Annotated in this window: 24 protein-coding genes, 5 tRNA genes and 2 other annotated features; of the genes, 23 read left to right on the top strand and 6 right to left on the bottom strand. The window is 34.7% G+C overall.

Annotation, left to right across the window (positions count from 1 at the left end; all coding sequences use genetic code 11):
- Positions 1-3: 3 nt before the first annotated feature.
- Positions 4-723: a 2,3,4,5-tetrahydropyridine-2,6-dicarboxylate N-acetyltransferase gene (gene dapD, locus Q3V94_RS08325; RefSeq protein WP_008907837.1), complete on the bottom strand. Its 720-nt coding sequence runs from the start codon at positions 721-723 to the stop codon at positions 4-6.
- Positions 724-871: 148 nt separating this feature from the next.
- Here dapD and Q3V94_RS08320 point away from each other — a divergent pair, with 148 nt between their 5' ends.
- From Q3V94_RS08320 to Q3V94_RS08310, 3 genes are all read left to right on the top strand, one after another.
- On the top strand, positions 872-1,411 hold the full coding sequence (locus tag Q3V94_RS08320) for a cob(I)yrinic acid a,c-diamide adenosyltransferase (RefSeq protein ID WP_008907838.1): 540 nt from the start codon (positions 872-874) through the stop codon (positions 1,409-1,411).
- A gap of 69 nt (positions 1,412-1,480) precedes the next feature.
- Positions 1,481-2,863: a hypothetical protein gene (locus Q3V94_RS08315; protein ID WP_303526798.1), complete on the top strand. Its 1,383-nt coding sequence runs from the start codon at positions 1,481-1,483 to the stop codon at positions 2,861-2,863.
- A 283-nt stretch (positions 2,864-3,146) separates the two neighbouring features.
- Positions 3,147-3,599: a hypothetical protein gene (locus Q3V94_RS08310; protein WP_303526796.1), complete on the top strand. Its 453-nt coding sequence runs from the start codon at positions 3,147-3,149 to the stop codon at positions 3,597-3,599.
- A 51-nt stretch (positions 3,600-3,650) separates the two neighbouring features.
- Here Q3V94_RS08310 and Q3V94_RS08305 read toward each other — a convergent pair whose 3' ends face one another.
- From Q3V94_RS08305 to Q3V94_RS08290, 4 genes are all read right to left on the bottom strand, one after another.
- On the bottom strand, positions 3,651-4,802 hold the full coding sequence (locus tag Q3V94_RS08305) for an aminotransferase A (protein WP_008907843.1): 1,152 nt from the start codon (positions 4,800-4,802) through the stop codon (positions 3,651-3,653).
- 48 nt (positions 4,803-4,850) lie between these two features.
- Positions 4,851-5,603, bottom strand: coding sequence for a 4-hydroxy-tetrahydrodipicolinate reductase (gene dapB / locus Q3V94_RS08300; protein ID WP_008907844.1), 753 nt, complete (start codon positions 5,601-5,603; stop codon positions 4,851-4,853).
- Positions 5,604-5,613: 10 nt separating this feature from the next.
- Positions 5,614-6,495 (bottom strand): 4-hydroxy-tetrahydrodipicolinate synthase, encoded by an 882-nt coding sequence (gene dapA / locus Q3V94_RS08295; RefSeq protein WP_008907845.1) that lies wholly within the window; start codon positions 6,493-6,495, stop codon positions 5,614-5,616.
- Positions 6,496-6,559: 64 nt separating this feature from the next.
- Entirely contained in the window at positions 6,560-7,543 is a 984-nt protein-coding gene (locus tag Q3V94_RS08290) for an aspartate-semialdehyde dehydrogenase (RefSeq protein WP_008907846.1), read from the bottom strand.
- Positions 7,544-7,936: 393 nt separating this feature from the next.
- Here Q3V94_RS08290 and Q3V94_RS08285 point away from each other — a divergent pair, with 393 nt between their 5' ends.
- The 5 genes from Q3V94_RS08285 to Q3V94_RS08265 are packed head-to-tail and all read left to right on the top strand — an operon-like array spanning position 7,937 to position 12,117.
- Positions 7,937-8,884: an ABC transporter permease gene (locus Q3V94_RS08285; protein WP_008907847.1), complete on the top strand. Its 948-nt coding sequence runs from the start codon at positions 7,937-7,939 to the stop codon at positions 8,882-8,884.
- Between the two features lie 10 nt (positions 8,885-8,894).
- The gene (locus Q3V94_RS08280; protein WP_008907848.1) at positions 8,895-9,812 is read left to right on the top strand and encodes an ABC transporter permease; all 918 of its coding nucleotides are present in this window, start codon (positions 8,895-8,897) and stop codon (positions 9,810-9,812) included.
- 13 nt (positions 9,813-9,825) lie between these two features.
- Positions 9,826-10,845 carry an ABC transporter ATP-binding protein gene (locus Q3V94_RS08275; RefSeq protein ID WP_008907849.1) on the top strand — a complete coding sequence of 340 codons (1,020 nt, stop codon included), beginning with the start codon at positions 9,826-9,828 and terminating at the stop codon, positions 10,843-10,845.
- On the top strand, positions 10,845-11,837 hold the full coding sequence (locus tag Q3V94_RS08270; protein ID WP_008907850.1) for an ABC transporter ATP-binding protein: 993 nt from the start codon (positions 10,845-10,847) through the stop codon (positions 11,835-11,837). The genes Q3V94_RS08275 and Q3V94_RS08270 overlap by 1 nt, the downstream gene beginning before the upstream one ends.
- Before the next feature lie 49 nt (positions 11,838-11,886).
- Positions 11,887-12,117 carry a small, acid-soluble spore protein, alpha/beta type gene (locus Q3V94_RS08265; protein WP_008907851.1) on the top strand — a complete coding sequence of 77 codons (231 nt, stop codon included), beginning with the start codon at positions 11,887-11,889 and terminating at the stop codon, positions 12,115-12,117.
- Here the strand turns inward: Q3V94_RS08265 and Q3V94_RS08260 are convergent, their stop codons facing one another.
- Complete coding sequence (locus tag Q3V94_RS08260; protein ID WP_040305693.1) at positions 12,118-13,062, bottom strand: type I phosphomannose isomerase catalytic subunit; 945 nt, start codon at positions 13,060-13,062, stop codon at positions 12,118-12,120. It lies immediately after the preceding gene.
- Positions 13,063-13,167: 105 nt separating this feature from the next.
- On the opposite strand from Q3V94_RS08260, the gene Q3V94_RS08255 reads away from it, so the two are divergent.
- From Q3V94_RS08255 to rplT, 15 genes are all read left to right on the top strand, one after another.
- Positions 13,168-13,896, top strand: coding sequence for a class I SAM-dependent methyltransferase (locus Q3V94_RS08255; RefSeq protein WP_008908771.1), 729 nt, complete (start codon positions 13,168-13,170; stop codon positions 13,894-13,896).
- Positions 13,897-13,907: 11 nt separating this feature from the next.
- Complete coding sequence (hslO, locus tag Q3V94_RS08250) at positions 13,908-14,783, top strand: Hsp33 family molecular chaperone HslO (protein ID WP_008908770.1); 876 nt, start codon at positions 13,908-13,910, stop codon at positions 14,781-14,783.
- A gap of 106 nt (positions 14,784-14,889) precedes the next feature.
- Positions 14,890-14,965 (top strand) — tRNA-Val (locus Q3V94_RS08245).
- Between the two features lie 3 nt (positions 14,966-14,968).
- Positions 14,969-15,045: transfer RNA gene (locus tag Q3V94_RS08240), tRNA-Asp, on the top strand.
- 1 nt (position 15,046) lies between these two features.
- Positions 15,047-15,122, top strand: a tRNA-Phe gene (locus Q3V94_RS08235).
- Position 15,123: 1 nt separating this feature from the next.
- Positions 15,124-15,199: transfer RNA gene (locus tag Q3V94_RS08230), tRNA-Gly, on the top strand.
- Between the two features lie 9 nt (positions 15,200-15,208).
- Positions 15,209-15,282 (top strand) — tRNA-Cys (locus Q3V94_RS08225).
- A gap of 164 nt (positions 15,283-15,446) precedes the next feature.
- A complete protein-coding gene (locus Q3V94_RS08220) occupies positions 15,447-17,231 on the top strand; it encodes a sensor histidine kinase (RefSeq protein WP_303526781.1) in 1,785 nt (594 codons plus the stop codon).
- A gap of 29 nt (positions 17,232-17,260) precedes the next feature.
- Positions 17,261-18,472, top strand: coding sequence for an MFS transporter (locus tag Q3V94_RS08215; protein ID WP_008908016.1), 1,212 nt, complete (start codon positions 17,261-17,263; stop codon positions 18,470-18,472).
- Positions 18,472-19,236 carry a DUF6873 family GME fold protein gene (locus Q3V94_RS08210; RefSeq protein ID WP_303526778.1) on the top strand — a complete coding sequence of 255 codons (765 nt, stop codon included), beginning with the start codon at positions 18,472-18,474 and terminating at the stop codon, positions 19,234-19,236. The genes Q3V94_RS08215 and Q3V94_RS08210 overlap by 1 nt, the downstream gene beginning before the upstream one ends.
- A gap of 50 nt (positions 19,237-19,286) precedes the next feature.
- Complete coding sequence (ytxC, locus tag Q3V94_RS08205) at positions 19,287-20,207, top strand: putative sporulation protein YtxC (RefSeq protein ID WP_192811173.1); 921 nt, start codon at positions 19,287-19,289, stop codon at positions 20,205-20,207.
- A gap of 41 nt (positions 20,208-20,248) precedes the next feature.
- Positions 20,249-20,465 (top strand) — a binding site (T-box leader).
- A 70-nt stretch (positions 20,466-20,535) separates the two neighbouring features.
- Positions 20,536-22,449: a threonine--tRNA ligase gene (gene thrS / locus Q3V94_RS08200; RefSeq protein WP_008908019.1), complete on the top strand. Its 1,914-nt coding sequence runs from the start codon at positions 20,536-20,538 to the stop codon at positions 22,447-22,449.
- Between the two features lie 45 nt (positions 22,450-22,494).
- Positions 22,495-22,604: a sequence feature (ribosomal protein L20 leader region), on the top strand.
- Positions 22,605-22,615: 11 nt separating this feature from the next.
- Entirely contained in the window at positions 22,616-23,137 is a 522-nt protein-coding gene (gene infC, locus Q3V94_RS08195; RefSeq protein WP_008908020.1) for a translation initiation factor IF-3, read from the top strand.
- A gap of 18 nt (positions 23,138-23,155) precedes the next feature.
- Positions 23,156-23,353, top strand: coding sequence for a 50S ribosomal protein L35 (gene rpmI, locus Q3V94_RS08190; RefSeq protein WP_008908021.1), 198 nt, complete (start codon positions 23,156-23,158; stop codon positions 23,351-23,353).
- Between the two features lie 21 nt (positions 23,354-23,374).
- Positions 23,375-23,734: a 50S ribosomal protein L20 gene (gene rplT, locus Q3V94_RS08185; protein ID WP_008908022.1), complete on the top strand. Its 360-nt coding sequence runs from the start codon at positions 23,375-23,377 to the stop codon at positions 23,732-23,734.
- Positions 23,735-24,019: the final 285 nt, after the last annotated feature.

The following is a 24,019-nucleotide window of genomic DNA, read 5'->3' as shown; positions in this document are numbered from 1 at the left end:
TGACTACTTCCTTAAATCGTCTAATAGCTTTGTTTTTTCCTTTGTTTTGTCGTCAACCCTTTTTATAACCTTCGCAGGAACTCCAGCTACAACAACTCCGCTTTCAACATCGTGGGTTACAACTGAGCCTGCAGCAACAACTGAACCTTTTCCAACTTTAACTCCTTCTAAGATTACAGCGTTTGCCCCTATTAGAACATCATCCTCAATTATAACAGGATCTTTGCTTGGAGGTTCTAATACACCTGCTATTACTGCACCTGCACCAACATGAACATTTTTACCAATTTTACCCCTTGCACCTATTACAGCATTCATGTCGATCATTGAATTTTCCCCGATTTCAGCACCTATATTTATAACAGCTCCCATCATTATAACAGCATGATCTCCGATTGTAACTCCTTCTCTTATTATTGCTCCAGGTTCAATCCTTGCATTAACATGTCTTATGTCCATCATCGGGATTGCTGAATTTCTTCTATCCCATTCAATTCTATATTTTTTAATTTTATCTTTATTCTCTTCTAAAAATTTTTCCACAACATCGTTTTCACCAAATAATATATAAAAATTATCTTTACCGTAAATATCGATATTTTCAGGGCATAATCCTTCAAGGTTTCCATCTACATAAACCTTAACAGGAGTTGTCTTTTTAGCTTCCTTTATGTATCTTGCTATTTCATATGGATCAGTTAAATCATATTGCCTTTGTTCCAACTTTATCACCTCTACCTTTAATTTAAAGTTTACTATGACTTTGCTTAATAATATATCATTTAATAATTATTTTTGTCAATTAATAGAAGGAGATTATTACAATTTATGTTATAATTATAATTGAATTATTATTGAAAGGGGTAGTAATATGGGTAAGCTTACTAAGGGATGTATTCAGGTTTATACAGGCGATGGAAAAGGTAAAACTACTGCAGCAATTGGGCAGGGAGTTAGGGCAGCAGGAAATGAACTTAGGGTTTACATGGTGCAGTTTTTAAAGGGATCGGAAACAGGTGAATTAAAAAGTATAGAAAAATTAGATCCATATTTTAAAATATTTAGATTTGAAAAGAAAAGGGGCTTTTTTTGGACGCTAAGCGATGAAGAAAAGGCAGAATTAAAAAAGGAAATAGAAGAAGCCTTTGAGTTTTGTAAAAAGGTATTGAAAAATAAAGAATGCGACGTTTTAATATTGGATGAGATTATGGGGGTATTACATAACAAGCTTTTATCAGTTGAAGAAGTTGTAGAATTTTTAAAATCTAAGCCTGAAGATATGGAAATTATTTTAACTGGCAGAAATGTTCCAAAGGAAATCATGGAAATTGCTGATTTGGTTACTGAAATGAAAGAAATAAAACATTATTTTGAGAAGGGAGTTCCCGCAAGAAAAGGAATTGAATTTTAATATTATTGTAACCTAAATTGAAAAAGTGAATATTGTAATATTAACAAGCAATTTTTTGAAGGGAACTTTATGCTACAAATCACAGCCCTACATTATATTTACCTTATCTTTATTTTACTTGTAATTACCTTTATGGTTTATAAGAAGGATACGAGTTTAATATGCATCATTGGAATTTTTGTTTTAGGGTTAGTTGCTACGGGTTCAGTTTATCAATCGATTATGGCTGTATTTAATGGATTAGCCTATGCAATCAAGGAACTTTTAGGAACTATTTTGATTATTTCCATAATCGTTGGCATGGGAAGTGTTCTAGAAAAAACGGGTATAAATCAAGAGATGGTTAGGCCATTTTTAAAATTAATTAAAACACCAAGCTTAGCCTACTGGATAATAGGTCTTGTAATGATGATTATTTCCTGGTTTTTCTGGCCATCACCAGCAGTTGCTTTAATTGGAGCTATATTTGCACCGGTTGCAATTAAAGCTGGGCTTCCGGCCCTTGCTGTAGCAATGGCTATGAACCTATTCGGACATGGAATTGCCCTTTCAAGCGACCTTGTAATTCAAGGTGCACCGAAACTTACTGCAGGTGGTGCTGGAATTGAAGTGGCTGAGGTTATAAGGGCAAGCATTCCCCTCACAATTGTAATGGGACTTGTTACCACTGTTACAGCCTTCATTTTAATTAAAAAAGACATGAAAAGAGAAATATTAAAGGTTGAAGAACAAATTGAAGAGGATAATATAAAAAAGGAGTCCCCGCTTTCACTATATTATAGAAAACTATTTGCAGTTTTAATTCCTATAGTTTTTGCATTAGATATAGTTATAATGCAAGCCTACAAACTTCAAGGTGGGGACGCAACGGCTTTAATTGGAGGAACGGCTCTGTTTATCCTTATATTAATACTTCTTTTTTCATCAAAAACAAAGGCGATTGATGAGGTTATAAATTACTTGATCGAAGGGTTACAATTTGGATTTAAAGTATTTGGTCCTGTAATTCCGATTGCAGCATTTTTCTACTTAGGAGATGAAGGATTTTTAAAGATTATTGGGGAATTTCTTCCTAAAAATTCAACTGGGCTTGTAAATGATTTAGGACTTGCTCTATCTCAGATAGTTCCAGTAAACAGGGTTCTTAGCGCTGCATCCCTAACAACCGTTGGTGCTATAACCGGGCTTGATGGTTCAGGATTTTCGGGAATAAGCCTTGCCGGAACTGTTGCCAAAATATTTGGAACAGCATTAGGAAGAGGCACCGCCACATTAACTGCCCTTGGTCAACAGGCAGCTATTTGGGTAGGTGGAGGAACGTTAATTCCTTGGGCTGTTATCCCAGTTGCAGCAATTTGTAAGGTTAGCCCCTTTGATCTTGCAAGAAAGAATTTGATCCCTGTTGTTATAGGGCTTGTTGTTACAACTATATTTGCAATGTTTATTATATAAAAGGGACTGCTAACGCAGTCCCTTTTTGTGACAATATTAGACATTATTGCATAACATATATTAGAAAATAAAAGAGGTGGAGATCATGAAAAAATATGTTGAAGTAAAATATGATTCCTTTGAACAAATAAAGGAAGTTGATATAGATTTACATTTAAATAAAAAATTTTTTCGATGGGGTAAAGGGTAGAAGAGTAATTATTTTCTGTATTTTATCTCTTTTTTTAAGAAGTATAATGAATTAGTTTGCTAAAGACTACATAAATGTTTAGGGGGTGAGTTGATGAACAATCAAAAGGAAAGATTGCTAAATGAGGAAGTAAATTGTGAAGTTTGCAGCCAATCCTCAACTGGAGTAGGATGTGAATGCTGCTGCAATGGAAGTCAAAACATTACCTTTAAGCCATGTGAAGATGTAATAGATTATACTGTAGGTCCTTATGATTTAAAGTGTGAAGGAAGATTTTTGAAGGTAAGGGTAAGGCTTAAAAATGTATGTTGTAATAGAAAAATAAACGTTGGTGTATTGGTTTGTGAACCAGTTGATGGAACCTTCTATACAAGGGGATTCAAAGCTTGCCAAATTGTTGTTCCAGGAACAGGATGTAAAGATGTAACAATAGATGAATTCTGCTTTGTATTCCCTGATGAAGATCTTTGTAGAAGCAAAACCTATGTTGTTAAGGTTGTTGCACATTATGCAGAATTCCCAAGCTTCTCATTCTGCCCATGCTAGTTAAAAGCGGCCATCTGAAAAGATGGCCATACTTTTTACCAATTAAAGATATTATAACCTATTTATAAAATCTTCAATCCTGTTTAACCCTTCCCTTAAAGTTTCCATAGAACTTGCAAAGGAGATCCTTATAAATCCTTCACCTAATGGTGAAAAGGCATCACCTGGAACTACTGCAACCCTTTTATCCTCCAGAAGTTTTGTTGCAAATTCTAAAGATGATAAACCAAATTTTTTAATCGATGGGAAAAAGTAAAAGGCACCGTTTGGTTTTACAACATCAAATCCTATATCTAAAAGCCTTTCATAAACAAAATCCCGCCTTTTTTTATATTCCTCCCTCATAGAAATTGGATCCAAAGGGCCATTGGTAAGGGCCTCTAATGCCGCATATTGGCTAATGGATGAGGCACAGGAGTTTATGTATTGATGAAGCTTGATCATTTCCTGTGATATATATTTAGGAGCAAGGGTGTAGCCTATTCTAAAACCTGTCATGGAATGGGACTTTGAAAGGCCGTTAACCACAATAGTCTTATCAAAGACCTCCCTAAAGCTTGCAATGGATACATGTTCAAAATCATATGTAAGCTCACTATATATTTCGTCAGATAGGATAAATATATCTTTATCCTTTATTAATTTTATGATTTCATAAAGTTCAGCTTTATTTAACATAATCCCCGTAGGATTTGAGGGAGAAGGAATGATTATGCATCTTGTTCTTTCGGTTAAATGCTTTTTAATAAGTTTTGCTTTTAACTTAAAATCATGATTGGTAGTATCAATAAAAACAGGCTTTGCACCGCAAAGTTTTATAACTGGCTCATAACCTGGATAAATCGGTCCTGGGAGGATTACTTCAGAATTTTCATCAAGGATGGTGTTTAGGGCAATGTAAATTGCTTCGCTACCGCCGCTTGTTATAATAATTTCATCGTCAGGATTGTATTCTATACCATACTTTTTGTAATAATTTGAAACTGCTCTTCTAAGTTCTAAAATTCCAGCATTATGGGTATAAACCGTTTTATTATTATCTAAGGCAATCTTTGCAGCATCCTTTACATGGGTTGGAGTTTCAAAATCCGGTTGACCTATAGTTAGATTTATAGCATCCTTATATTGTGATACGAGATTATAAAATCTTCTTATACCTGAAATCTGGATATTTTTTATCCTTCTATTTAAAAGCTCTTCCATTGTATCTTCCTCCTATTTAAAAAGCCCACCTTAAGGTGAGCTTTTCATTTATTTTAATACATCATTCATTGTATAAAAATTAGGCTTTTTTCCTACTAAGAATTTTGCAGCCCTTATAGCACCATAGGCAAACACATCCCTTGATAGTGCAGAGTGGTTTATTTCAATAACCTCTCCTGCGCCTGCAAAAATAACAGAATGTTCGCCAACTATAGCACCGCCCCTTATTGCATGGATTCCAAGTTCCTCCTTTTTTCTTTTATCAGTTTTAGAATGCCTGCCGTAAACATATTCTAAGCTATTTTGAAGGGATGAATTTATAGCATCTGCAAGCATAAGAGCAGTTCCGCTTGGTGAATCAAGCTTTTGATTGTGATGCTTTTCGATGATTTCAATGTCAAAATCTCCATAAAGTATTGGAGCGATGTTTTTCAAAAGATTAGTTATAAGGTTAATTCCAATAGACATATTTGCTGAGTTTAATATTGGAATTTTTTCAGAAGCCTTCTTCATCTTTTCTTTTTCTTCAGGAGAAAACCCTGTTGTGCATATTACAAGGGGAACATTTTTACTAAGTCCAAACTCTAAAATAGAATCTAAGGCCGAGTGGTTTGAAAAATCTATTAAAACATCAACATCCTCCTGAACCTTTGATAAGCAGTCATAAACAGGATAAGGGTTTTTTATTTTATTAGGTTCCCTATCAACACCACAAATGATCTTCATATCCTCCATTTGAGATATTATTCTTGTCAATACCTGACCCATCTTACCATTACAACCATGTAATAAAACCTTCATATCTTCACCTCTATAACTTGATTCCGTATTTGATCATTTCCTGCTTGAGTATTTCAAGGTTCTTTGGAGAGATTTCAACAAGTGGAAGCCTTAATGTTCCAACATTCATTCCCATAAGGTTCATTGCGGCCTTAACAGGAATTGGATTTGTTTCTATAAAGAGGGCTTTAATAAGTGGTAGCATCTTTAATTGAAGTTGTTTTGAACCTTCTATATCCCCATTAAACCACTTTTCGCACATATCGTGGGTATCCCTTGGAAGGATATTGGCAACAACAGAAATAACTCCCTTTGCACCAAGGGCCATCATTGGAACAACTTGATCATCGTTGCCTGAATATATGTCTAAATTATCGCCACAGAGCTGAGCAATTTCTGCAACTTGAGTTATATTGCCGCTTGCTTCCTTTACAGCTACTATATTTTCTATTTTTGATAGTTCATAGAGAGTTTCAGGCAAAATATTAAACCCAGTTCTTGATGGAACATTGTAGATAATTATCGGCTTTTTAACTTGAGATGCTATTGCCTTGAAGTGTTCAATAGCTCCCCTTTGGGTTGTCTTGTTATAATATGGTGTGATAACTAAAAGGCCATCAACGCCGATAGAATCAGCCCATTTTGACATTTCAACAGCAGCCTTAGTATTGTTAGAACCTGTTCCTGCAATAACAGGGATTCTTCCCTTAACAACATCTACTGTAAACTTTATAGTTTCCTTTCTTTCTTGTTCGCTCATTGTTGACGCTTCGCCGGTAGTTCCGCATACTATTATTGCGTCTGTTTTTTCTTCAATATGCCATTCAATAAGCTCCTCAAGCTTTTTAAAGTCAACGCCATCCTCCTTAAATGGAGTTACTATAGCAACCCCTGAACCCTTGAAAAGAGTCATATAAACCATCCTCTCTAAAAATATACTTAATATTATTATATGCACAAAATGTTCTAGGTTACAATTAGTTATTTACAATAAGTTCAGCAATCTGAACAGCATTAGTTGCAGCACCTTTTCTTATGTTATCTGCAACAACCCACATATTAAGACCATGTTCTACGCTAAAGTCCCTTCTTAATCTTCCAACAAATACTTCGTTCTTCCCCTCTGCTAAAATCGGCATTGGATAAATATTGTTTGAAGGATCATCCATTAATATAACGCCTTTACTGTTTTTAAGTATTTCTTTAATTTCTTCTAAATTAAAATCTTTTTCAAACTCGACATTTATAGACTCACTGTGGCCGTGGTAAACAGGCACCCTAACTGTAGTTGCAGTAATTTTAAGATCAGGTCTGTGCATTATCTTTTTTGTTTCTTCAATCATTTTCATTTCTTCCTTTGTGTAACCGTTATCCATAAAAACATCTATGTGGGGGATAACGTTGAATGCGATTGGGTGAATAAATTTTTTAGGTGCAATCCCTTTTATACCATTTTGAAGATCCTCATATCCTCCCTGACCTGCACCTGAAACTGCTTGATATGTTGAATAAACTATTCTTTTAATTTTGTATTTTAAATCTAGGGGCTTTAATGCAACAACCGCTTGGATCGTGGAGCAGTTAGGGTTTGCTATTATTCCTTTATGCCAATTTATATCTTCTGGGTTTACTTCAGGAACAACAAGCGGAACGTCATCGTGCATCCTCCATGCTGAGCTATTATCTATTACAACACATCCCTTTGATGCAGCAATTTTTGCAAATTTTAAACTTGTTGAGGCACCAGCTGAAAAAAGAGCAATATCTATTCCTCTATCAAAGGAATCCTCCTTTAATTCCTCAACTATATATTTTTTTCCTTTGAATTCTATTTCACTTCCTGCTGATTTTGCCGAAGCAAAAAGATAAAGTTCATCGATGGGGAAATTTCTCTCCTCTAAAACCCTTAACATCATTCTACCAACCATTCCGGTGGCACCAACTACTGCAACCTTTGGCATGGTAATCCCTCCTTAAATATATTCAATAATAATCTATGAAAAAAATATTTATTAGATGTATTATACCATATAATTAATAAAAATTAAGATATCTTTAAAATTTATCCATAGGAAAAATTGACAATGAGTTTAAATGATGTTATTATACATTTGCAAGATTTAGATATAATTAAATTCAAAAAACGAAGAAAAATGGCAAGGAAAATGTCGAAATGTGAAATATTAATTTTTTTTAATATTAATTGTCGAAAAAGAAATTAAATTATAAATTTTTAAAAAACGTAGTTTTAAACGTCAAAAATATTTTTTTAAATATATTTATTCAAATTAGAAGGGGGGATTTTAAAGTTTTTATTTAATAATAACTAAAAAAATATTAAAGGGGGATGAAAAATGACAAGGTATCTTTTAAGAAGAATTGGATACATGGTGTTAACCATGTGGGTAATCATTACAGCTACCTTTTTTCTTATGAATACTTTGCCTGGTGACCCAATAAGGAATAAGGCAAAGCAGCTTCCACCTCAAATTCAACAAAATTTAAGAAAAAGATATGGACTTGATAAACCCGTTCACATTAGGTATCTAATTTACTTAAAGAATCTATTACATGGAGATCTTGGGGAATCTATAGAATTCCCGGGTGAAACAGCTAATAACATAATAAAAGAAAAATTCCCTGCATCAGCAAGACTTGGACTTCAGGCTGTATTTTTTGGATTAATTATAGGTCTTATTTTGGGTATTTTAGCTGCCTTTTACAAAAATACATGGATAGATTATCTTGTAATCTTTATAGCCTTAGTAGGTGTTTCTGTCCCGAGCTTCGTCGTTGCAGCCCTTATTCAGAAGTATTTAGCAGGGGGATTCTTCCCAATAGTTGGATGGCCTTCTGAAAATGTTTGGTTCTCGGGATGGCGATATACGGTATTACCTACATTTGCATTGTCATTGGGTAGTATTGCAATATATTCAAGATATATGAAATCATCCGTATTAGATGTTATTAACCAGGACTATATAATGACAGCAAGAGCAAAGGGTGTTCCTAACGTTCAGATAGTTTGGAAACATATCTTAAGAAATGCTATATTACCAATTATAACGATATTAGGACCTCAGATTGCAGGTATCATCACAGGAACCTTTGTTATAGAAAGAATATTTGCTATACCTGGACTTGGTGAATACTATGTTGCAAGTATAAACGCAAGAGATTACACAATGATTATGGCAACTACAGTATTCTTTGCATTCCTATTTATTCTATCCCTACTTATAGTAGATATTCTTTATGGTGTAATTGACCCAAGAATTAGAGTAACTGGTGAAAAGAGATAGGGGGGATAATATGCTTGAACTCAACAAGGAAAAGTTTCAAATATTAGGATGTGAAGGCCAAAATGCCGATGCGATAATGAGGCCTAATATAACCTATTGGCAGGATGCATGGAGAAGACTAAAGATGAATAAGGTTGCAATGTTTTCCATGTATCTTTTGCTAGTGATAATATTGATGTGTATAGTAGGTCCTTATTTAAGACCTTATGGATTTGAAGAGCAATTTATTGAGCTTGCAAATACTCCACCTACTAAAGAACACTGGTTTGGGCTTGATCAGCTTGGAAGAGATATTTTTGTTAGATTATGGAAGGGTGGACGTGTATCTATAGCTATAGGTTTAATTGCAACTTTCATCTGCACAGTTGTAGGTGCACTATATGGTGGAATTTCTGGATACCTTGGCGGATTAGTTGATGATGTTATGATGAGAATTGTTGAAGTTATTGTAGGAATTCCATACCTTATAGTTGTTATATTGATATCAATAGTATTTGAAAAGGGATTATTCTCCCTAATACTTGCCCTAGTTTTAACAGGTTGGACAGGTATTGCAAGAATCGTAAGAGGACAGATATTGCAGCTTAAGGAATCTGAATACGTTCTTGCAGCTCAAGCCCTTGGTGCTGATCCTGCAAGAATAATCATAAAACACCTTATTCCAAATACTATAGGTATAATAATTGTTTATATGTCCCTTAATATACCTTCATACATTTTTGCAGAAGCTTTCTTGAGCTTTATAGGTCTTGGAGTGCAACCTCCAAACACAAGCTGGGGTGCAATGGCTGCATTTGGACAGCAAAACATGGATTTTTATCCATATCAGTTAATATTCCCAGCAGCAGCGATAAGCTTAACAATGCTTGCATTTAACTTACTTGGTGATGGTCTAAGAGATGCTCTAGACCCAAGACTACGTCAATAAAGGAGGTTGTGCCATGGAAAGATTGCTTGAAGTAAGAAATTTAAGAGTTTCATATCATACATACGCAGGGGAAGTTCAATCAGTAAGAGGAGTATCCTTTACCCTTGATAAGGGTGAATCCTTAGCAATAGTAGGTGAATCAGGTTGTGGAAAGACAGTTACTTCAAAGGCTATAATGGGGCTCATTCAGACGCCTCCGGGGGAGATCAAAAAGGGAAGCGAAATATTATTCCAGGGGAAAAATATTTTAGAGTTTTCAAAAAAGGAATGGCAACAATATAGAGGTGCTGAAGTTAGTATGATCTTCCAGGACCCAATGACATCTTTAAATCCTACTATGAAGGTAGGTTTGCAGATTGCAGAAAGCCTTATGATCCATAGGGGTATGTCAAAGAAGGAAGCTTTTAAAGAAGCAGTAAAGATGCTGGAAATGGTTAATATACCAAACGCAGAAAGCAGAGCAAACCAATATCCACACCAATTTTCAGGTGGTATGAGACAAAGAGCAATGATAGCCATAGCTCTTGCATGCAATCCTAAAATACTTATTGCTGATGAGCCAACAACAGCCCTTGATGTTACTATCCAGGCGCAAATAATCGACCTTATGAAGGAGCTTCAAAAGAAGCTTGGAACATCAATAATTCTTATTACTCATGATCTTGGCGTTGTTGCAGATATAGCACAAAAATTGATAGTTATGTATGCAGGACAAATAGTTGAAAGAGGAAACGCAGAGGAATTATTCTATAATCCACAGCATCCATATACATGGGCTCTTTTAAGGGCAGTTCCAAGACTTGACTCAGAAAAGAAGGAGGACTTAATATCAATACAAGGAACTCCACCAGACCTTATAGCACCGCCTAAGGGATGTCCATTTGCATCAAGATGTCAATACAGAATGCAAATTTGTGATGAAGTTCCACCACCAGTTACAAAGATTAGCGAAACTCATGAAGCAGCTTGCTGGTTACATCATGAGTATGCTCCAAAAGTGGACATTCCTGTTGGTAGAGGAGGTGTATTATAATGTCAGAAGTAAGAATAACTGAACAAAAAGGTCAAGTTTCAGATGAGGTATTAGTTGAAGTTAAAAATTTGAAAAAATATTTTAGAGTAGGGAAAAATGCCATCTTAAAGGCAGTTGACGATTTGAATTTATATATTAGAAAAGGTGAAACATTAGGTATGGTTGGAGAATCCGGTTGTGGTAAAACCACAGCGGGAAGAACTATACTTGGAATATATAGTCCAACTGATGGTGAAGTTTTATTTGAAGGAAAAAATGTGCATAAGCTTTCAGGAAGAGAGAAAAAGGAATATACTAAAGAGGCACAAATTATTTTCCAGGACCCATATGCCTCATTAAATCCAAGAATGACTGTTGGGGATATTATAGCAGAAGGAATAGATATTCATGGAATATACACTGGAAAAGAAAGATTAGAAAGGGTTTATGAACTTTTAAGAATGGTTGGACTTAACAAGGAACATGCTAACCGTTTCCCACACGAGTTTTCGGGTGGGCAAAGACAAAGAATAGGTATCGCAAGAGCCCTTGCGGTAGAACCTAAATTTATAGTTTGTGACGAGCCTATATCAGCTCTTGATGTTTCAATCCAAGCTCAGATTGTAAATATGCTTATAAAATTTCAAAGGGAACTTGGCTTGACTTACCTTTTCATTGCCCACGACCTTGCGATGGTTAAGCATATTTCAGATAGGGTTGCGGTTATGTATCTTGGTGTAAATGTTGAGCTGGCAGAAAGCTTTGAACTTTACAAGAATCCTTTGCATCCATATACTCAGGCGCTTTTATCAGCAATACCGATACCAGACCCAGAAGTTGAAAAAAAGCGTCAAAGAATTATGCTTGAAGGAGAAGTTCCAAGCCCAATAAATCCGCCTGTTGGATGTAGATTCAAAGCAAGATGCAAACATGCAAAGCCAATCTGCGGAGAACTAAATCCACAGCTTAAAGAGGTTAGCCCAGGACATTATGTAGCTTGTCATTTATATTAATGAATAAAAAAACACCTCCCTGTAATAATAAAACTAGGGAGGTGTTTTTATGGCTACACCTTTTAAGAAGGTAGTAAAGGCAAAGCTAAAATCCAAAAAGGAACTTACTCCAAAGGAAAAGGAAAGAGAAAAATTAAAATATGAAATTGCTGAGGAATTAGGACTTTTAGATAAAGTAAAAAAATACGGTTGGAGCGGTTTAACCGCAGAAGAAACAGGAAGAATAGGTGGAATTATGACAAAGCTTAACAAGGATGCAGGACGAAAATGGAACGAATAGCTATGCTGTTGTCTTAAGTAATGTTAAATTACCCTTTATTTTAAATTCACCTAGGGAGGCAGGAATTAGAAAACTATCCCCCATTTTTATTTCATAATCTCTATCATATATTAATTTTCCTTCACCTTCGATTGTAGTAAAGATTATAAAGGAGTTATTTGGTTTGTCTTTGAATTCTTCCTTTACATTAATTATATCTACATTAAAGTATTTGCAGCTTACTGCCTTTGCTATGTTGTAACCATCAAGTTCTATGAAAATTGGTTTTAATACTTTTCCTTCAAAATCATAATCTATAACATCTAAGGCTTTATCTATATGCAATTCTCTTTTTTTTCCGTCCTTATCAACTCTATTCCAATCGTAAAGTCTATAGGTTATGTCGCTGTTTTGCTGGATTTCTGCCAGTAAAAGTCCATCTAAAATTGCATGAACTGTTCCTGAAGGTATAAAAATTATGTCGCCCTTTTCCACAGGAACAAAGTTTAAAATCTCTTCAACAGTATTTTCTTCTAATGCTTTTTTTAAACTTTCTTTAGTTGTCCCCTTCTTAAGCCCGTAAACAAGTTTTGCATCTTCTTTAGCGTCTATAACATACCACATTTCTGTTTTTCCAAGCTGATTTTCAACTCTTTTAGAGTAATCATCATCCGGATGAACTTGTATGGATAATTTATCGTTGGCATCGATAAGCTTTATAAGAAGAGGAAAACTATCGTATTTTTTACCAAGAATTTCCTTACCATAGAGCTTAATTACTTCATCTAATGCTTTTCCCTTTAAAGGACCATTTTTTATTATGCTCATTCCATTTTTATGACAGCAAATCTCCCAGCTCTCGGCAACATTACCCTTTGGAATATTTCTTTTAAAATAAGTTTCAAACTTTCTTCCACCCCAAATAATACTTTTATAAACCGGCTCAAAAAACAATGGATAAAGCATTTTGATCCCCCTTTAAATTAAAATGGACAATTAATATTTTATAATATAAAATTATTATATCATAAAATAAACTAAAAGGATTCCAGATTTAAAGGTGGGAAGAGGATGCAATATAAAGATCTTGCCTTTTATTATGATAAAATGATGGATGTAGATTATGACAATTGGATTGAGTTTTTAGAATCGCTATTTAAAAGATATGATATTGATTTTATCGATAAAACTGCTCTAGAACTTGGATGTGGAACGGGCAACATGACTTTGAGACTTTCAAACTTAGGAATGAAAGTGGTTGCCGTTGATATATCTGAGGAAATGCTCAACATTGCAAGAAACAAGGTGAAAAGTAAAGGAGTAATTTTTATTAATGAGGATATGACGGAATTAGACATAGACAAAAAATTTGATTTTGTATTTTCCTTTTGTGATGGATTTAATTATTTAATTGAGGATGAGGAACTTTTCAATGTTTTAAAAAAGGTCTATAATCTTTTAAAGGATGATGGATTATTTATATTTGATATAAGTTCCGAATATAAACTAAAAAACTTGATAGGTAACAATACATTTACGTATAATGAAGAGGATTATTCATATATTTGGGACAATTATGTTGATGAAAATATAATAGATATGTATATAACAATGTTTGTTAAAGAAGGAAAACTCTACAGAAGGATAGATGAACATCATGTCCAAAGGGCCTATTCGAAGGATGAAATGATTAATTTACTAAAGGGTGTTGGATTTAAGGATGTTGAAACCTATGAAAATTATTCCTTTAACAAAGATAAGGAAACGTCTGAACGAATTACGTTTGTAGTAAGAAAATAGGAGGGAATTTTATGGCATATATATTAAGAGCAACAGCAGCAAATGGAGATGTAAGACTTTTTGCAGCTATAACAACAGATATGGTGGAAGAAGCAAGAAAAATACATAATCTTTCGCCTACAGCATCAGCAGCACTTGGAAGATTTATTACAGCAGCTTCTATGATGGGGGTTATGTTAAAGGGAGAGAAGGATACTCTTACCCTTACTATGAATGGGGGAGGCCCCTTGGGAAATTTAGTTGCCGTGTCTAATTCTAAGGGAAATGTTAAGGCCTATGTTTCTCACCCAGAGGTTGATCTTCCTCTTAATGAAAAGGGAAAGCTTGATGTTGGAGGAGCTGTTGGTAGGAACGGGTTTTTAAATGTAGTTAAAGATCTAGGACTTAGAGAACCCTATGTTGGGCAGGTTCCGATAAGAACTGGTGAAATAGGGGATGATATTGCCTACTATTTTACTGTGTCAGAACAGGTTCCATCAGCAGTAGCCCTTGGGGTTTTGGTAGATACTGATATTTCTATAAAAGCAGCAGGTGGGCTTATAGTTCAAATGATGCCTGGAGCAAATGAGTTTTTAGCTGACATAATAACCTTTAGGTTACAGGAAATACCTCCTTTATCACAGCTTATTGCAGAGGGGAAAAGCGGTGAAGATATTTTAAACATGCTTTTTGATGATATGGACCTTAAGATTTATGAAAAGATAGAGTGTAAGTATGAATGCGATTGTTCAAGGGAGAGGGTAGAAAGGGCCCTTATAGCCCTTGGCAGAGAAGAATTAAATAGACTATATGAAGAGGAAGACAGGATAGAGCTTCAGTGCCATTTCTGCAATACTAAATATGTATTTGAAAAGGAAGAAATAAAAAATATGATAGAAAACTTATAAAAAGGTGTTGACAAGGGTGAAAAAATAATATATTATATAACATGTCAGCGCCGCTGATGAGGTGTTGACAAGGTAAATCAAAGATGCTATAATGAATATGCGATGTGGGCGCCTAGCTCAGCTGGGAGAGCATCTGCCTTACAAGCAGAGGGTCACAGGTTCGAGCCCTGTGGTGCCCACCACGCGGCCCAGTAGCTCAGTTGGTTAGAGTGCCGGCCTGTCACGCCGGAGGTCGAGGGTTCGAGCCCCTTCTGGGTCGCCATGGCCAGATAGCTCAGTAGGTAGAGCAGGGGACTGAAAATCCCCGTGTCGCTGGTTCGATTCCGGCTCTGGCCACCATGCGGGAATAGCTCAGTTGGTAGAGCGTCACCTTGCCAAGGTGAAAGTCGCGGGTTCGAGTCCCGTTTCCCGCTCCAACTTAATATGGCGGCATAGCCAAGTGGTAAGGCAGAGGTCTGCAAAACCTTCATCCCCGGTTCAAATCCGGGTGCCGCCTCCATAAACAGCCTGCAAATTGCAGGCTGTTTTATTATGTTGGTATTTGTAGAAAAATTTTGAAAAATGATTAAATTTATGTTATTATATATTTTAGACAGTGCTGTATTATAAGGGGCTTAATTTTTCACTGTTGAGAAATTTAATAAAAAATAGATGGTGGGGCATATGGAGAGAATTTGGCAAATTAGAAGGAATTATTTGAACTTGATTATTTCTGTAGTTATATCGTTAACTACTATTTTGATTTTTCTTTTAATGGTTGTTAATATTACTAAGCTTATCCTTAATGATACTATTAAGGATTTTACTTTAAATAATATCAGGGTTTATGCACGACTTATAAACAATTGGCAGAATAAAAATTTTGCTATTATGAAAATGTATGCTGATAATTATGATTTGGATTTTGAAAGAGCAAAGGATTTAACTTTACTAAATAAAATAGAAAATTCCATGGGAGACAGTGTAGAAAGTCTTGATTATATATTTGTTTCAGATGAAAATGGACATGCAATATCATCAAGAGTAAAGTTGAATGTTTTAAGTAAATTCAATTTTTTTAATAAAATAATCAAAAGGGAAAATGTTATAACGGCAGAAAAATTAGATGGCAACACTTTTTCAATTATAATGGCAATTCCAATTTACGATGATAAAGGGATATTTAAAGGTGTATTTGGTGTGGTTTTAAAAAAGGACGTGTTTCAAAATTTAATTTCAGGCTTGAAGATTAACGATGCAAACTCATATTCCTATTTGATTGACGAAAACGGCCTTGCATTGAGCCATCCTAATAAGGATTTTATTTTAAGGGAAAATATTTTAAACAAAAACCATCCTATAAATTTAGAGAATCCTAATAATGGATATAAGGTTTTAAGTGAAGATAGTGGATTTATTGAATACGAATATATGGGAATAGATACATATGCTTATTTTTCAAAGATAGACAATAAAAACAACTGGAGATTGGTTACTAGGGTGCCTAAGGAATACATATTAAAGCAAATTTTAAATAGAACTCATTACATATTTTTCATAGCACTTATATTAATTATATTTATATCAACAGTATCCTATTATGTTGGATTTAATATATCCCAAAAAATTATAACACTAAATTTTGAGATTAAAGAAAAACAAGAAAAACTAAAACAGACCTTAGAGTTAGAAAAACATAAGTCGGAATTTTTAGCAAATGTATCCCATGAGTTTAAAACGCCAGTTAATATAATCTTCTCATCGTGTCAGCTTATGGAAAATACTATAAAAAATGATGAGATCGACAAAGAAAAGATGATGAGATATTTAAAGATGATAAAGCAAAATTCCTATAGGCTTATGAGGTTAATAAATAATCTTTTGGATATAACTAAGTTAGATTTAGGCTTTTATGAACTAAATCTTGTAAATGTTAATGCTGTCGAACTTATTGAGGATATAGTAATGTCAGTAGCCGATTATGCAAGTTCAAAAAATAGAGAGGTAATTTTTGATACTAATGTTGAGGAGAAATTCATGGCCCTTGATCCGGATAAGGTTGAAAGGATCATTTTAAACCTTATGTCAAATTCTATAAAATTTACGGATGAAGGCGATAAGATTTATGTTAATTTTGAGGATAAGGAAGATTATATTGAAGTTAAGGTAAAGGATACTGGTATTGGGATTCCTGAGGACAAATTAAATGTCATATTCGATAAATTTAGGCAGGCTCAGACTTTGTTTAGAAGGGAACATGAAGGTAGCGGTATAGGTTTATATCTAGTAAAGCAGCTTGTTGAACTTCATGGAGGAGAGATAAGTGTAAGCAGCACCTTAGGCGAAGGGACAGAGTTTGTTGTAAAATTTCCGGTAAGAATTATTGAATCAAATAATGAAAATTTTTCTTATAGCATAAGTAATAAAATAGAAAAAATAAATATCGAGTTCTCTGACATATATGATTAGATTAAATAAATTTTAAGGGGATGAGTGGGTTGGCAAATTTACTAAGGGAATATTTTCCTGCATTTACTCATAGGAATTACAGGCTGTTTTGGACAGGTCAGGCGATTTCCCTTATCGGAACCTGGATGCAAAATGCAGCACTAAATTGGCTTGTTTACTCCATGACAAGGGATGGATTTTTATCGGGGCTTATGACGGCGGTTCAGTTTACGCCTTTATTTGCCTTTTCTTTATTTGCGGGGCTTGTTATAGAGAGATTCCCAAAAAGAAAAATATTAATATTCACCCAAAGCATGCTTTTACTATTTGCATTTATATTATATATTCTTTTATTTTACAATAAACTAAGTTATCCTATAATACTTTTAATAATGTTTTTTATAGGTTCTGTTCAGGCCCTTGACAATCCAACAAGACAATCCTTTGTCGTTGAGCTTGTTGAGGGTAAAGAACACCTTTTAAACGCAATTGGACTTAATTCTGCCGCATTTAACGCTGCAAGGCTTGTAGGTCCTGCCGTTGCAGGAAAGGTTATGGCGGACTTTGGTGCAAAATGGTGCTTTTTATTTAATGCCCTGAGCTTTCTTGCTGTTTTAATTGGGCTTTTGATGATGAGGATGAAGGATGTTTCAGCAAGAAAAGAAATAAAGGATCCATTAAAGGATATAAAGGAAGGATTAAGATTTATAAGGAGTAATCCTAAGCTTTTATATACAATAATTTCCCTTGTAATAATCCCAACATTTTGTATGAACTTTAATGTATTAGTTCCAATATATACAAGGGATTATTTAATGATGAAGGAAAAGGCCTATGGAATACTTTTATCATCGTTAGGACTTGGAGCTCTTGTTGGTGCTGTGTTTGTTGCAGTTAAAGGTAAAAAGGAAAGGACCCTTTATTATCAGCTTATAGGTTCCTTTGGATTATCTATATTTTTAATTCTTTTAGGAATAGTAAAAAGCTATAATTTAGCCATAATAGTTCTTGTATTTTTAGGATTTTTTATGATATCCTTTAATACAACCTCTAATAGCATACTTCAGTATAATGCTCCTGATGAGATGAGGGGAAGAATAATGAGCGTTTATTCTTTGGTTTTTGGGGGCTTAACGCCAATAGGAAGTTTATACTCTGGAACCCTTGCAAAATATATAGGACCTCACAATGCCTTTATAGTAAGCGGAATAATCGGCCTTTTAGGTTTTTCAATTCTCTTTAGAAGAAGGGAGATTTTGTAGTGGAAAGCTTTTTAAAGGATCCCAATCTTCCAAAGGGTAAAGTTTCCCTTGTAGTAGTAGATGGGAGAGTTCCTAAGGAAATTGAAAGAGCCTTTTTTGAATTGAATATTAAAATTATAAAAACTGAAAGGATTTCAACCTATGATGCCATATCCTATCACCCTGATATAATGATACATCATTTAGGAGAAGAAAAAATAATCGTTGCACCTAATATTTCCGAAAAGGTTGTTTATAGTCTTGAAAATGAAGGTTTTAAAATAATACCCGGCAAAAAGGAAGTTAAAGAAAAATATCCTGAGGATGTTTATTATAACGTTGCAAGAGTTGGTAAATTTGCTATATGTAATATAAAATATACCGATGATATTTTACTTGAGGAGTTTTATAAACAGGGGGTTAAAATAATAGATGTAAAGCAAGGGTATTCAAAGTGTTCAATCAGCATAGTAAATGAAAATACCATAATTACATCGGATAAAGGAATATACAAAAAAGTTACAAAGGAAGGAATAAACTGCCTACTTATAAAATCCGGACATATAGTATTGGAAGGATTAAACTTTGGATTTATAGGAGGAGCAACTGGACTTATTGCAAAGGATAATTTAGCCTTTTATGGGAGCCTTGATTATCATCCAGAGGGCGATAGTATAAAAAATTTTTTGTCAAAATACAACATTAAATGGCAATACTTGTATAAAGGTCCCCTTCTAGACTTTGGCACAATAGTTCCTTTAAAGGAATATTGTATAATGGGATAAAAATTCCCTGTATATGTTGCTATAAGGCACATATACTAAACTAGAAGGGAGTGATAAAGTTGCTTCTCCTATCGGTTGGTTTTAATAAGGAAGGTAATGAGCTTTACGATAGATTTAATGAACTTTGCATGTATTTAAAGGGTAATGATGTAAATATAGCCCTTGTTGAAAGCGATGTTGGAGAATACCATTATATAAAATTTATACTTAAGGATAGCGAGAAGGACATAAGAAATTTTGAAAATTATAGGGATTTGTTTATAAGCTATGCAGCGGATATAATTTATGATTATATAATTAAAAATTATGAGTTTGAGATTTTAAATAAGCTAATTAGAGAAAATTGCACCTATTTTACTGAGGACGATATAAATAAAATAAAAAATAAATGTATGGCCTTTATTTCAGGAACAGGAATTCTTTCCGTTGACGATGTTATAAACAGCATGAGGCATAGAAACACGATATACAGAAAGGTGGAGGAGTTTTTACAGGAGAGCGATGAAATAATAATTGACGGCTTTGTAAAGTTTAGATTAAGGTTTATAAAGGAAGAAGTTAACGAGATTCTTGAAAGGATGATTGATGAATATATCATCGAAAAGGAATACGATGAATTTATCAAGCTTTTAAGATATTTCGTTGACATCCAGGAGAGCAAATATGAAGTTTTAAATATATTTGTAGATTTAAATGGAGAATATATACTAAAGGATGACAGCCTTAACAACATAACAAAGGACCTATTTTCAGACTTTGAAACCTTTAATTCAAATGGAGATACAACGATAGACGACATACTTTTAAGCGTTATCGTAACATGTGCACCTAAAAGAATAGTTATTCACTCGGTGGAAAACTGCAAAAATAAAGAGATAATTGAAACCATTAAAAATATATTCATAGACAGGACCTATTTTTGCGACAGCTGTGAGGAGTGCAATATAATTAAAAGTGGAAAAATAATTTAGGATTGACAAGTTTATATTTAGGATGTAGAATATTTAAAAAGATAAAGGCTATGATGGGGACGAGTAAATCTTGATATGTTACCAGAGAGGGAAATCCGTCGGCTGGAAGGTTTCCTTAACATTAGAGATTGAAAACCACCCCGAAGCTCCTTCCTGAAATCTATGAGAGTAGGGAAAGGCGTTGGCTGCGTTAAAGCCTTGAGAGGGTTTTTACCAATTTGGGTGGAACCGCGGAAGTACAGGCCTTTCGTCCCATGGGGATGGAAGGCCTTTTTTGGTATAAAAACTTAAATCTTAAGTGCCAGGCACTTAAAAAGGAGGTTAGTTTATGATAAAGGTAACTTTAAAGGATGGAAAGGTGTTAGAATTGGATGCACCTATATCAGCAGAGGAAGTGGCAAAAAAAATTAGCATGGGACTTTATAAAAACGCCCTTGCAGCAAAGATAAACGGCGAGGTTAAGGATCTTTTTACAATCATCGATAAGGATTGCACTTTAGAAATATTAACTTTTGAGGATGAAGGAGGAAGGGAAGCACTAAGACATACTGCAGCCCATATTATGGCTCAGGCAGTAAAAAGGCTATATCCTGACGTTAAGCTTGCAATAGGACCTTCTATTGAAAATGGATTTTACTACGACTTTGATGCGGATTTTCCAATCACTCCTGAAATGCTTGAAAGCATAGAAAAGGAAATGGAAAAGATAGTAAAGGAAGATTATAAGCTTGAAAGATTCGAACTTTCAAGGGATGAGGCTATAAAATACATGCAGGATAGAAACGAAACTTATAAGGTAGAGCTCATCGGCGACATCCCAGAGGGAGAGACTATATCCTTCTATAAACAGGGAGAATTTGTTGACCTTTGTGCTGGACCTCATGTTCCCTCAACAGGAAAGGTGAAGGCCTTTAAGCTGTTAAACGTTGCAGGGGCATACTGGAGAGGGAACGAAAAGAATAAGATGCTTCAAAGAATTTACGGAACTGCCTTTCCTAAAAAGAGCGAACTTGAAGAATATTTGAACCTTCTAGAAGAAGCTAAAAAGAGGGACCACAGAAAGCTAGGAAAAGAGCTTGAAATATTTGCAATAATGGAGGAAGGCCCAGGCTTCCCATTCTTCCTTCCAAAGGGAATGGTTATAAGAAACGAGCTTGAAAACTTCTGGAGGCAGGAACATCAAAAGAGGGGATATAAGGAAATAAAAACTCCAATAATACTTAACGAATCTCTATGGCATAGATCAGGACACTGGGATCACTACAAGGAAAACATGTATTTTACAAAGATAGATGAGCAGGATTTTGCAGTAAAGCCAATGAACTGCCCAGGAGGAATATTAGTTTATAAAAGTCAAATGCACAGCTATAGAGAGCTTCCTCTAAGGCTTGGTGAACTTGGACTTGTTCACAGACACGAAATTTCAGGTGCTCTACACGGCCTTATGAGGGTTAGATGCTTTACTCAGGACGATGCCCACATTTTCATGCTTCCATCCCAAATAAAGGATGAGGTTTTAGGGGTTATAAACTTTATTGACTATGTATATAAACTATTTGGATTTGAATATCACGTTGAGCTTTCAACAAGACCTGAAAATTCAATGGGAAGCGATGAGGATTGGGAACATGCAACAAATTCATTAATCGAAGCACTTAATGCAGCAGGACTTGAATACAAGGTAAACGAAGGTGATGGTGCCTTCTATGGTCCAAAGATCGACTTCCATTTAAAGGATTGTCTTGGAAGAACATGGCAGTGCGGAACTATTCAGCTTGACTTCCAAATGCCAGAAAGGTTTGACCTATACTATATAGGTGAAGACGGAGAAAAACATAGACCTGTTATGATTCACAGGGTTATCTTCGGTAGTATAGAAAGATTCATAGGAATACTTATTGAGCATTATGCAGGAGCCTTCCCAACATGGCTTGCTCCGGTTCAGGTTAAGATACTTCCTGTAACAGACAGGGCAAACGAATATGCAAAGGAAATAGAAGAAAAGCTCAAGGAAATGAACGTAAGGGCAGAGAGCGACCTAAGAAATGAAAAGATAGGCTACAAGATAAGAGAAGCTCAGCTTCAAAAGGTTCCATACATGATAATTTTAGGCGACAAGGAAGTTGAAAACAGAAATATATCATTAAGGTCAAGAAAAGAAGGAGATCTTGGTGCAATGAAATTTGAAGCCTTTGCAGCAAGGATAAGGGAAGAAATAGATAAAAAGATAAGCAACATATAACTTAAAACATATTGACAAATCCTATATTTAGTGTTATCCTAATAAAGGTATAAGTAGAAGCCATCCGCTTCTCACCTTACGCCAAAGGTAGTAAGGTTTCTTCAGGTTATAGTGGACTTATGCGGATGGACTACCATCCGCTTTTTGTTTTGTAAAAAATTAGGAGGTGAACGTTATTAACAAACAACATTTAGTTAACGAAGAAATTCGTGAAAAGGAAATTAGACTTATCGATTCCGACGGAACTCAGCTTGGAATCATGCCAACAAAAAAGGCACTTGAAATCGCTGAATCTAAGCAGCTTGACCTAGTTTTGATTGCACCACAGGCTAAACCACCTGTTTGCAAAATAATGGACTACGGCAAGTTCATCTATGAACAGCAGAAAAAGGAAAAGGAAGCAAAGAAAAAGCAAAAGGTTATCAATGTTAAGGAGATTAGAATTACTCCTAACATCGACGAGCATGATTTAAACGTTAAAGCAAAGAATGCTGAAAAGTTCCTAAAGGATGGAGACAAGGTAAAAGTTACAGTAAAATTTAGAGGTAGAGAAGCAGAACATTCCCATCTAGGAGAGGAAGTTTTAAAAAGATTTGCAGATAAGCTCTCTGAAGTGGGTGTTATAGAAAAACAGCCAAAGCTTGAGGGAAAGAACATGTTTATGGTACTTACCCCAAAGAAACAGTAAGCGAGAGGAGGAAGTTCTATGCCAAAAATGAAGACACATAAGGGTGCAGCAAAGAGATTTAAAAAGACTGCATCAGGAAAATTTAAGAGATCCCATGCATATCATCGTCATATATTAACTAAGAAGGATGCAAAGAGAAAGAGAAGACTTAGAAAGGCAACTTTAGTTCATGTTGCAGAAGTAAAGAAGCTAAAGAAATTATTGCCTTACGCATAAGGCTAGAAGGAGGTAGGGAATATGGCTAGAGTTAAAAGAGCAGTGCATTCACATAAAAAACGTAGAAAGATAATGAAGCTTGCAAAGGGTTACTATGGTGCAAAGAGCAAGCTCTACAGAATTGCAAAGCAAGCTGTAATGAAGAGCTTACAATATGCATACGTTGGTAGAAAGCTAAAGAAGAGAGACTTTAGAAAGCTTTGGATTGCAAGAATAAACGCTGCAGCAAGAGCAAATGGTCTTTCATACTCAAAGTTCATCAACGGCTTGAAGCTTGCTGGAGTTGAAATAAACAGAAAGATGCTTGCTGATCTTGCAGTAAACGATGCAGCGGCATTTGCTGAGTTAGTAAACTTAGCTAAAGAAAAACTAAATGCATAATTTAAGCAAAATTGACAAAAAGAGGCCTTAAATCGGCCTCGATAGTGTCAAGATATTGTAGGTTAATTTTTATAGACAACCCCTTAAATTAGCTAGTTTCAAGGCGTTTGTTAAATTTAAAAAACTTAAATTATATTTTCATATTTTATTGATTTTAATATCCTGTAAATTGGCGTTACTTTCCCTATGTTCAATATCGTTATATTATTCATAACTTCACGTGAAGATTTATTTATCTTTCTTATCGCTTCTTTTATTTTCTTCTTACTTACCTTGAAGGCTTTT

It is taken from the genome of Caloramator sp. CAR-1, from assembly GCF_030546345.1.
GTDB classification, from domain to species: Bacteria; Bacillota; Clostridia; order Clostridiales; family Caloramatoraceae; genus Caloramator; species Caloramator australicus.
This window is presented reverse-complemented; position numbering and strand designations above follow the sequence as displayed.

Coding starts and splice junctions, on each gene's coding strand:
- Q3V94_RS08320 (WP_008907838.1), top strand. CDS start 872: ATGGGTAAGCTTACTAAGGGATGTATTCAGGTTTATACAGGCGATGGA.
- Q3V94_RS08315 (WP_303526798.1), top strand. CDS start 1,481: ATGCTACAAATCACAGCCCTACATTATATTTACCTTATCTTTATTTTA.
- Q3V94_RS08310 (WP_303526796.1), top strand. CDS start 3,147: ATGAACAATCAAAAGGAAAGATTGCTAAATGAGGAAGTAAATTGTGAA.
- Q3V94_RS08305 (WP_008907843.1), bottom strand. CDS start 4,802: ATGGAAGAGCTTTTAAATAGAAGGATAAAAAATATCCAGATTTCAGGT.
- dapB (WP_008907844.1), bottom strand. CDS start 5,603: ATGAAGGTTTTATTACATGGTTGTAATGGTAAGATGGGTCAGGTATTG.
- dapA (WP_008907845.1), bottom strand. CDS start 6,495: ATGACTCTTTTCAAGGGTTCAGGGGTTGCTATAGTAACTCCATTTAAG.
- Q3V94_RS08290 (WP_008907846.1), bottom strand. CDS start 7,543: ATGCCAAAGGTTGCAGTAGTTGGTGCCACCGGAATGGTTGGTAGAATG.
- Q3V94_RS08285 (WP_008907847.1), top strand. CDS start 7,937: ATGACAAGGTATCTTTTAAGAAGAATTGGATACATGGTGTTAACCATG.
- Q3V94_RS08280 (WP_008907848.1), top strand. CDS start 8,895: ATGCTTGAACTCAACAAGGAAAAGTTTCAAATATTAGGATGTGAAGGC.
- Q3V94_RS08275 (WP_008907849.1), top strand. CDS start 9,826: ATGGAAAGATTGCTTGAAGTAAGAAATTTAAGAGTTTCATATCATACA.
- Q3V94_RS08270 (WP_008907850.1), top strand. CDS start 10,845: ATGTCAGAAGTAAGAATAACTGAACAAAAAGGTCAAGTTTCAGATGAG.
- Q3V94_RS08265 (WP_008907851.1), top strand. CDS start 11,887: ATGGCTACACCTTTTAAGAAGGTAGTAAAGGCAAAGCTAAAATCCAAA.
- Q3V94_RS08260 (WP_040305693.1), bottom strand. CDS start 13,062: ATGCTTTATCCATTGTTTTTTGAGCCGGTTTATAAAAGTATTATTTGG.
- Q3V94_RS08255 (WP_008908771.1), top strand. CDS start 13,168: ATGCAATATAAAGATCTTGCCTTTTATTATGATAAAATGATGGATGTA.
- hslO (WP_008908770.1), top strand. CDS start 13,908: ATGGCATATATATTAAGAGCAACAGCAGCAAATGGAGATGTAAGACTT.
- Q3V94_RS08220 (WP_303526781.1), top strand. CDS start 15,447: ATGGAGAGAATTTGGCAAATTAGAAGGAATTATTTGAACTTGATTATT.
- thrS (WP_008908019.1), top strand. CDS start 20,536: ATGATAAAGGTAACTTTAAAGGATGGAAAGGTGTTAGAATTGGATGCA.
- rpmI (WP_008908021.1), top strand. CDS start 23,156: ATGCCAAAAATGAAGACACATAAGGGTGCAGCAAAGAGATTTAAAAAG.
- rplT (WP_008908022.1), top strand. CDS start 23,375: ATGGCTAGAGTTAAAAGAGCAGTGCATTCACATAAAAAACGTAGAAAG.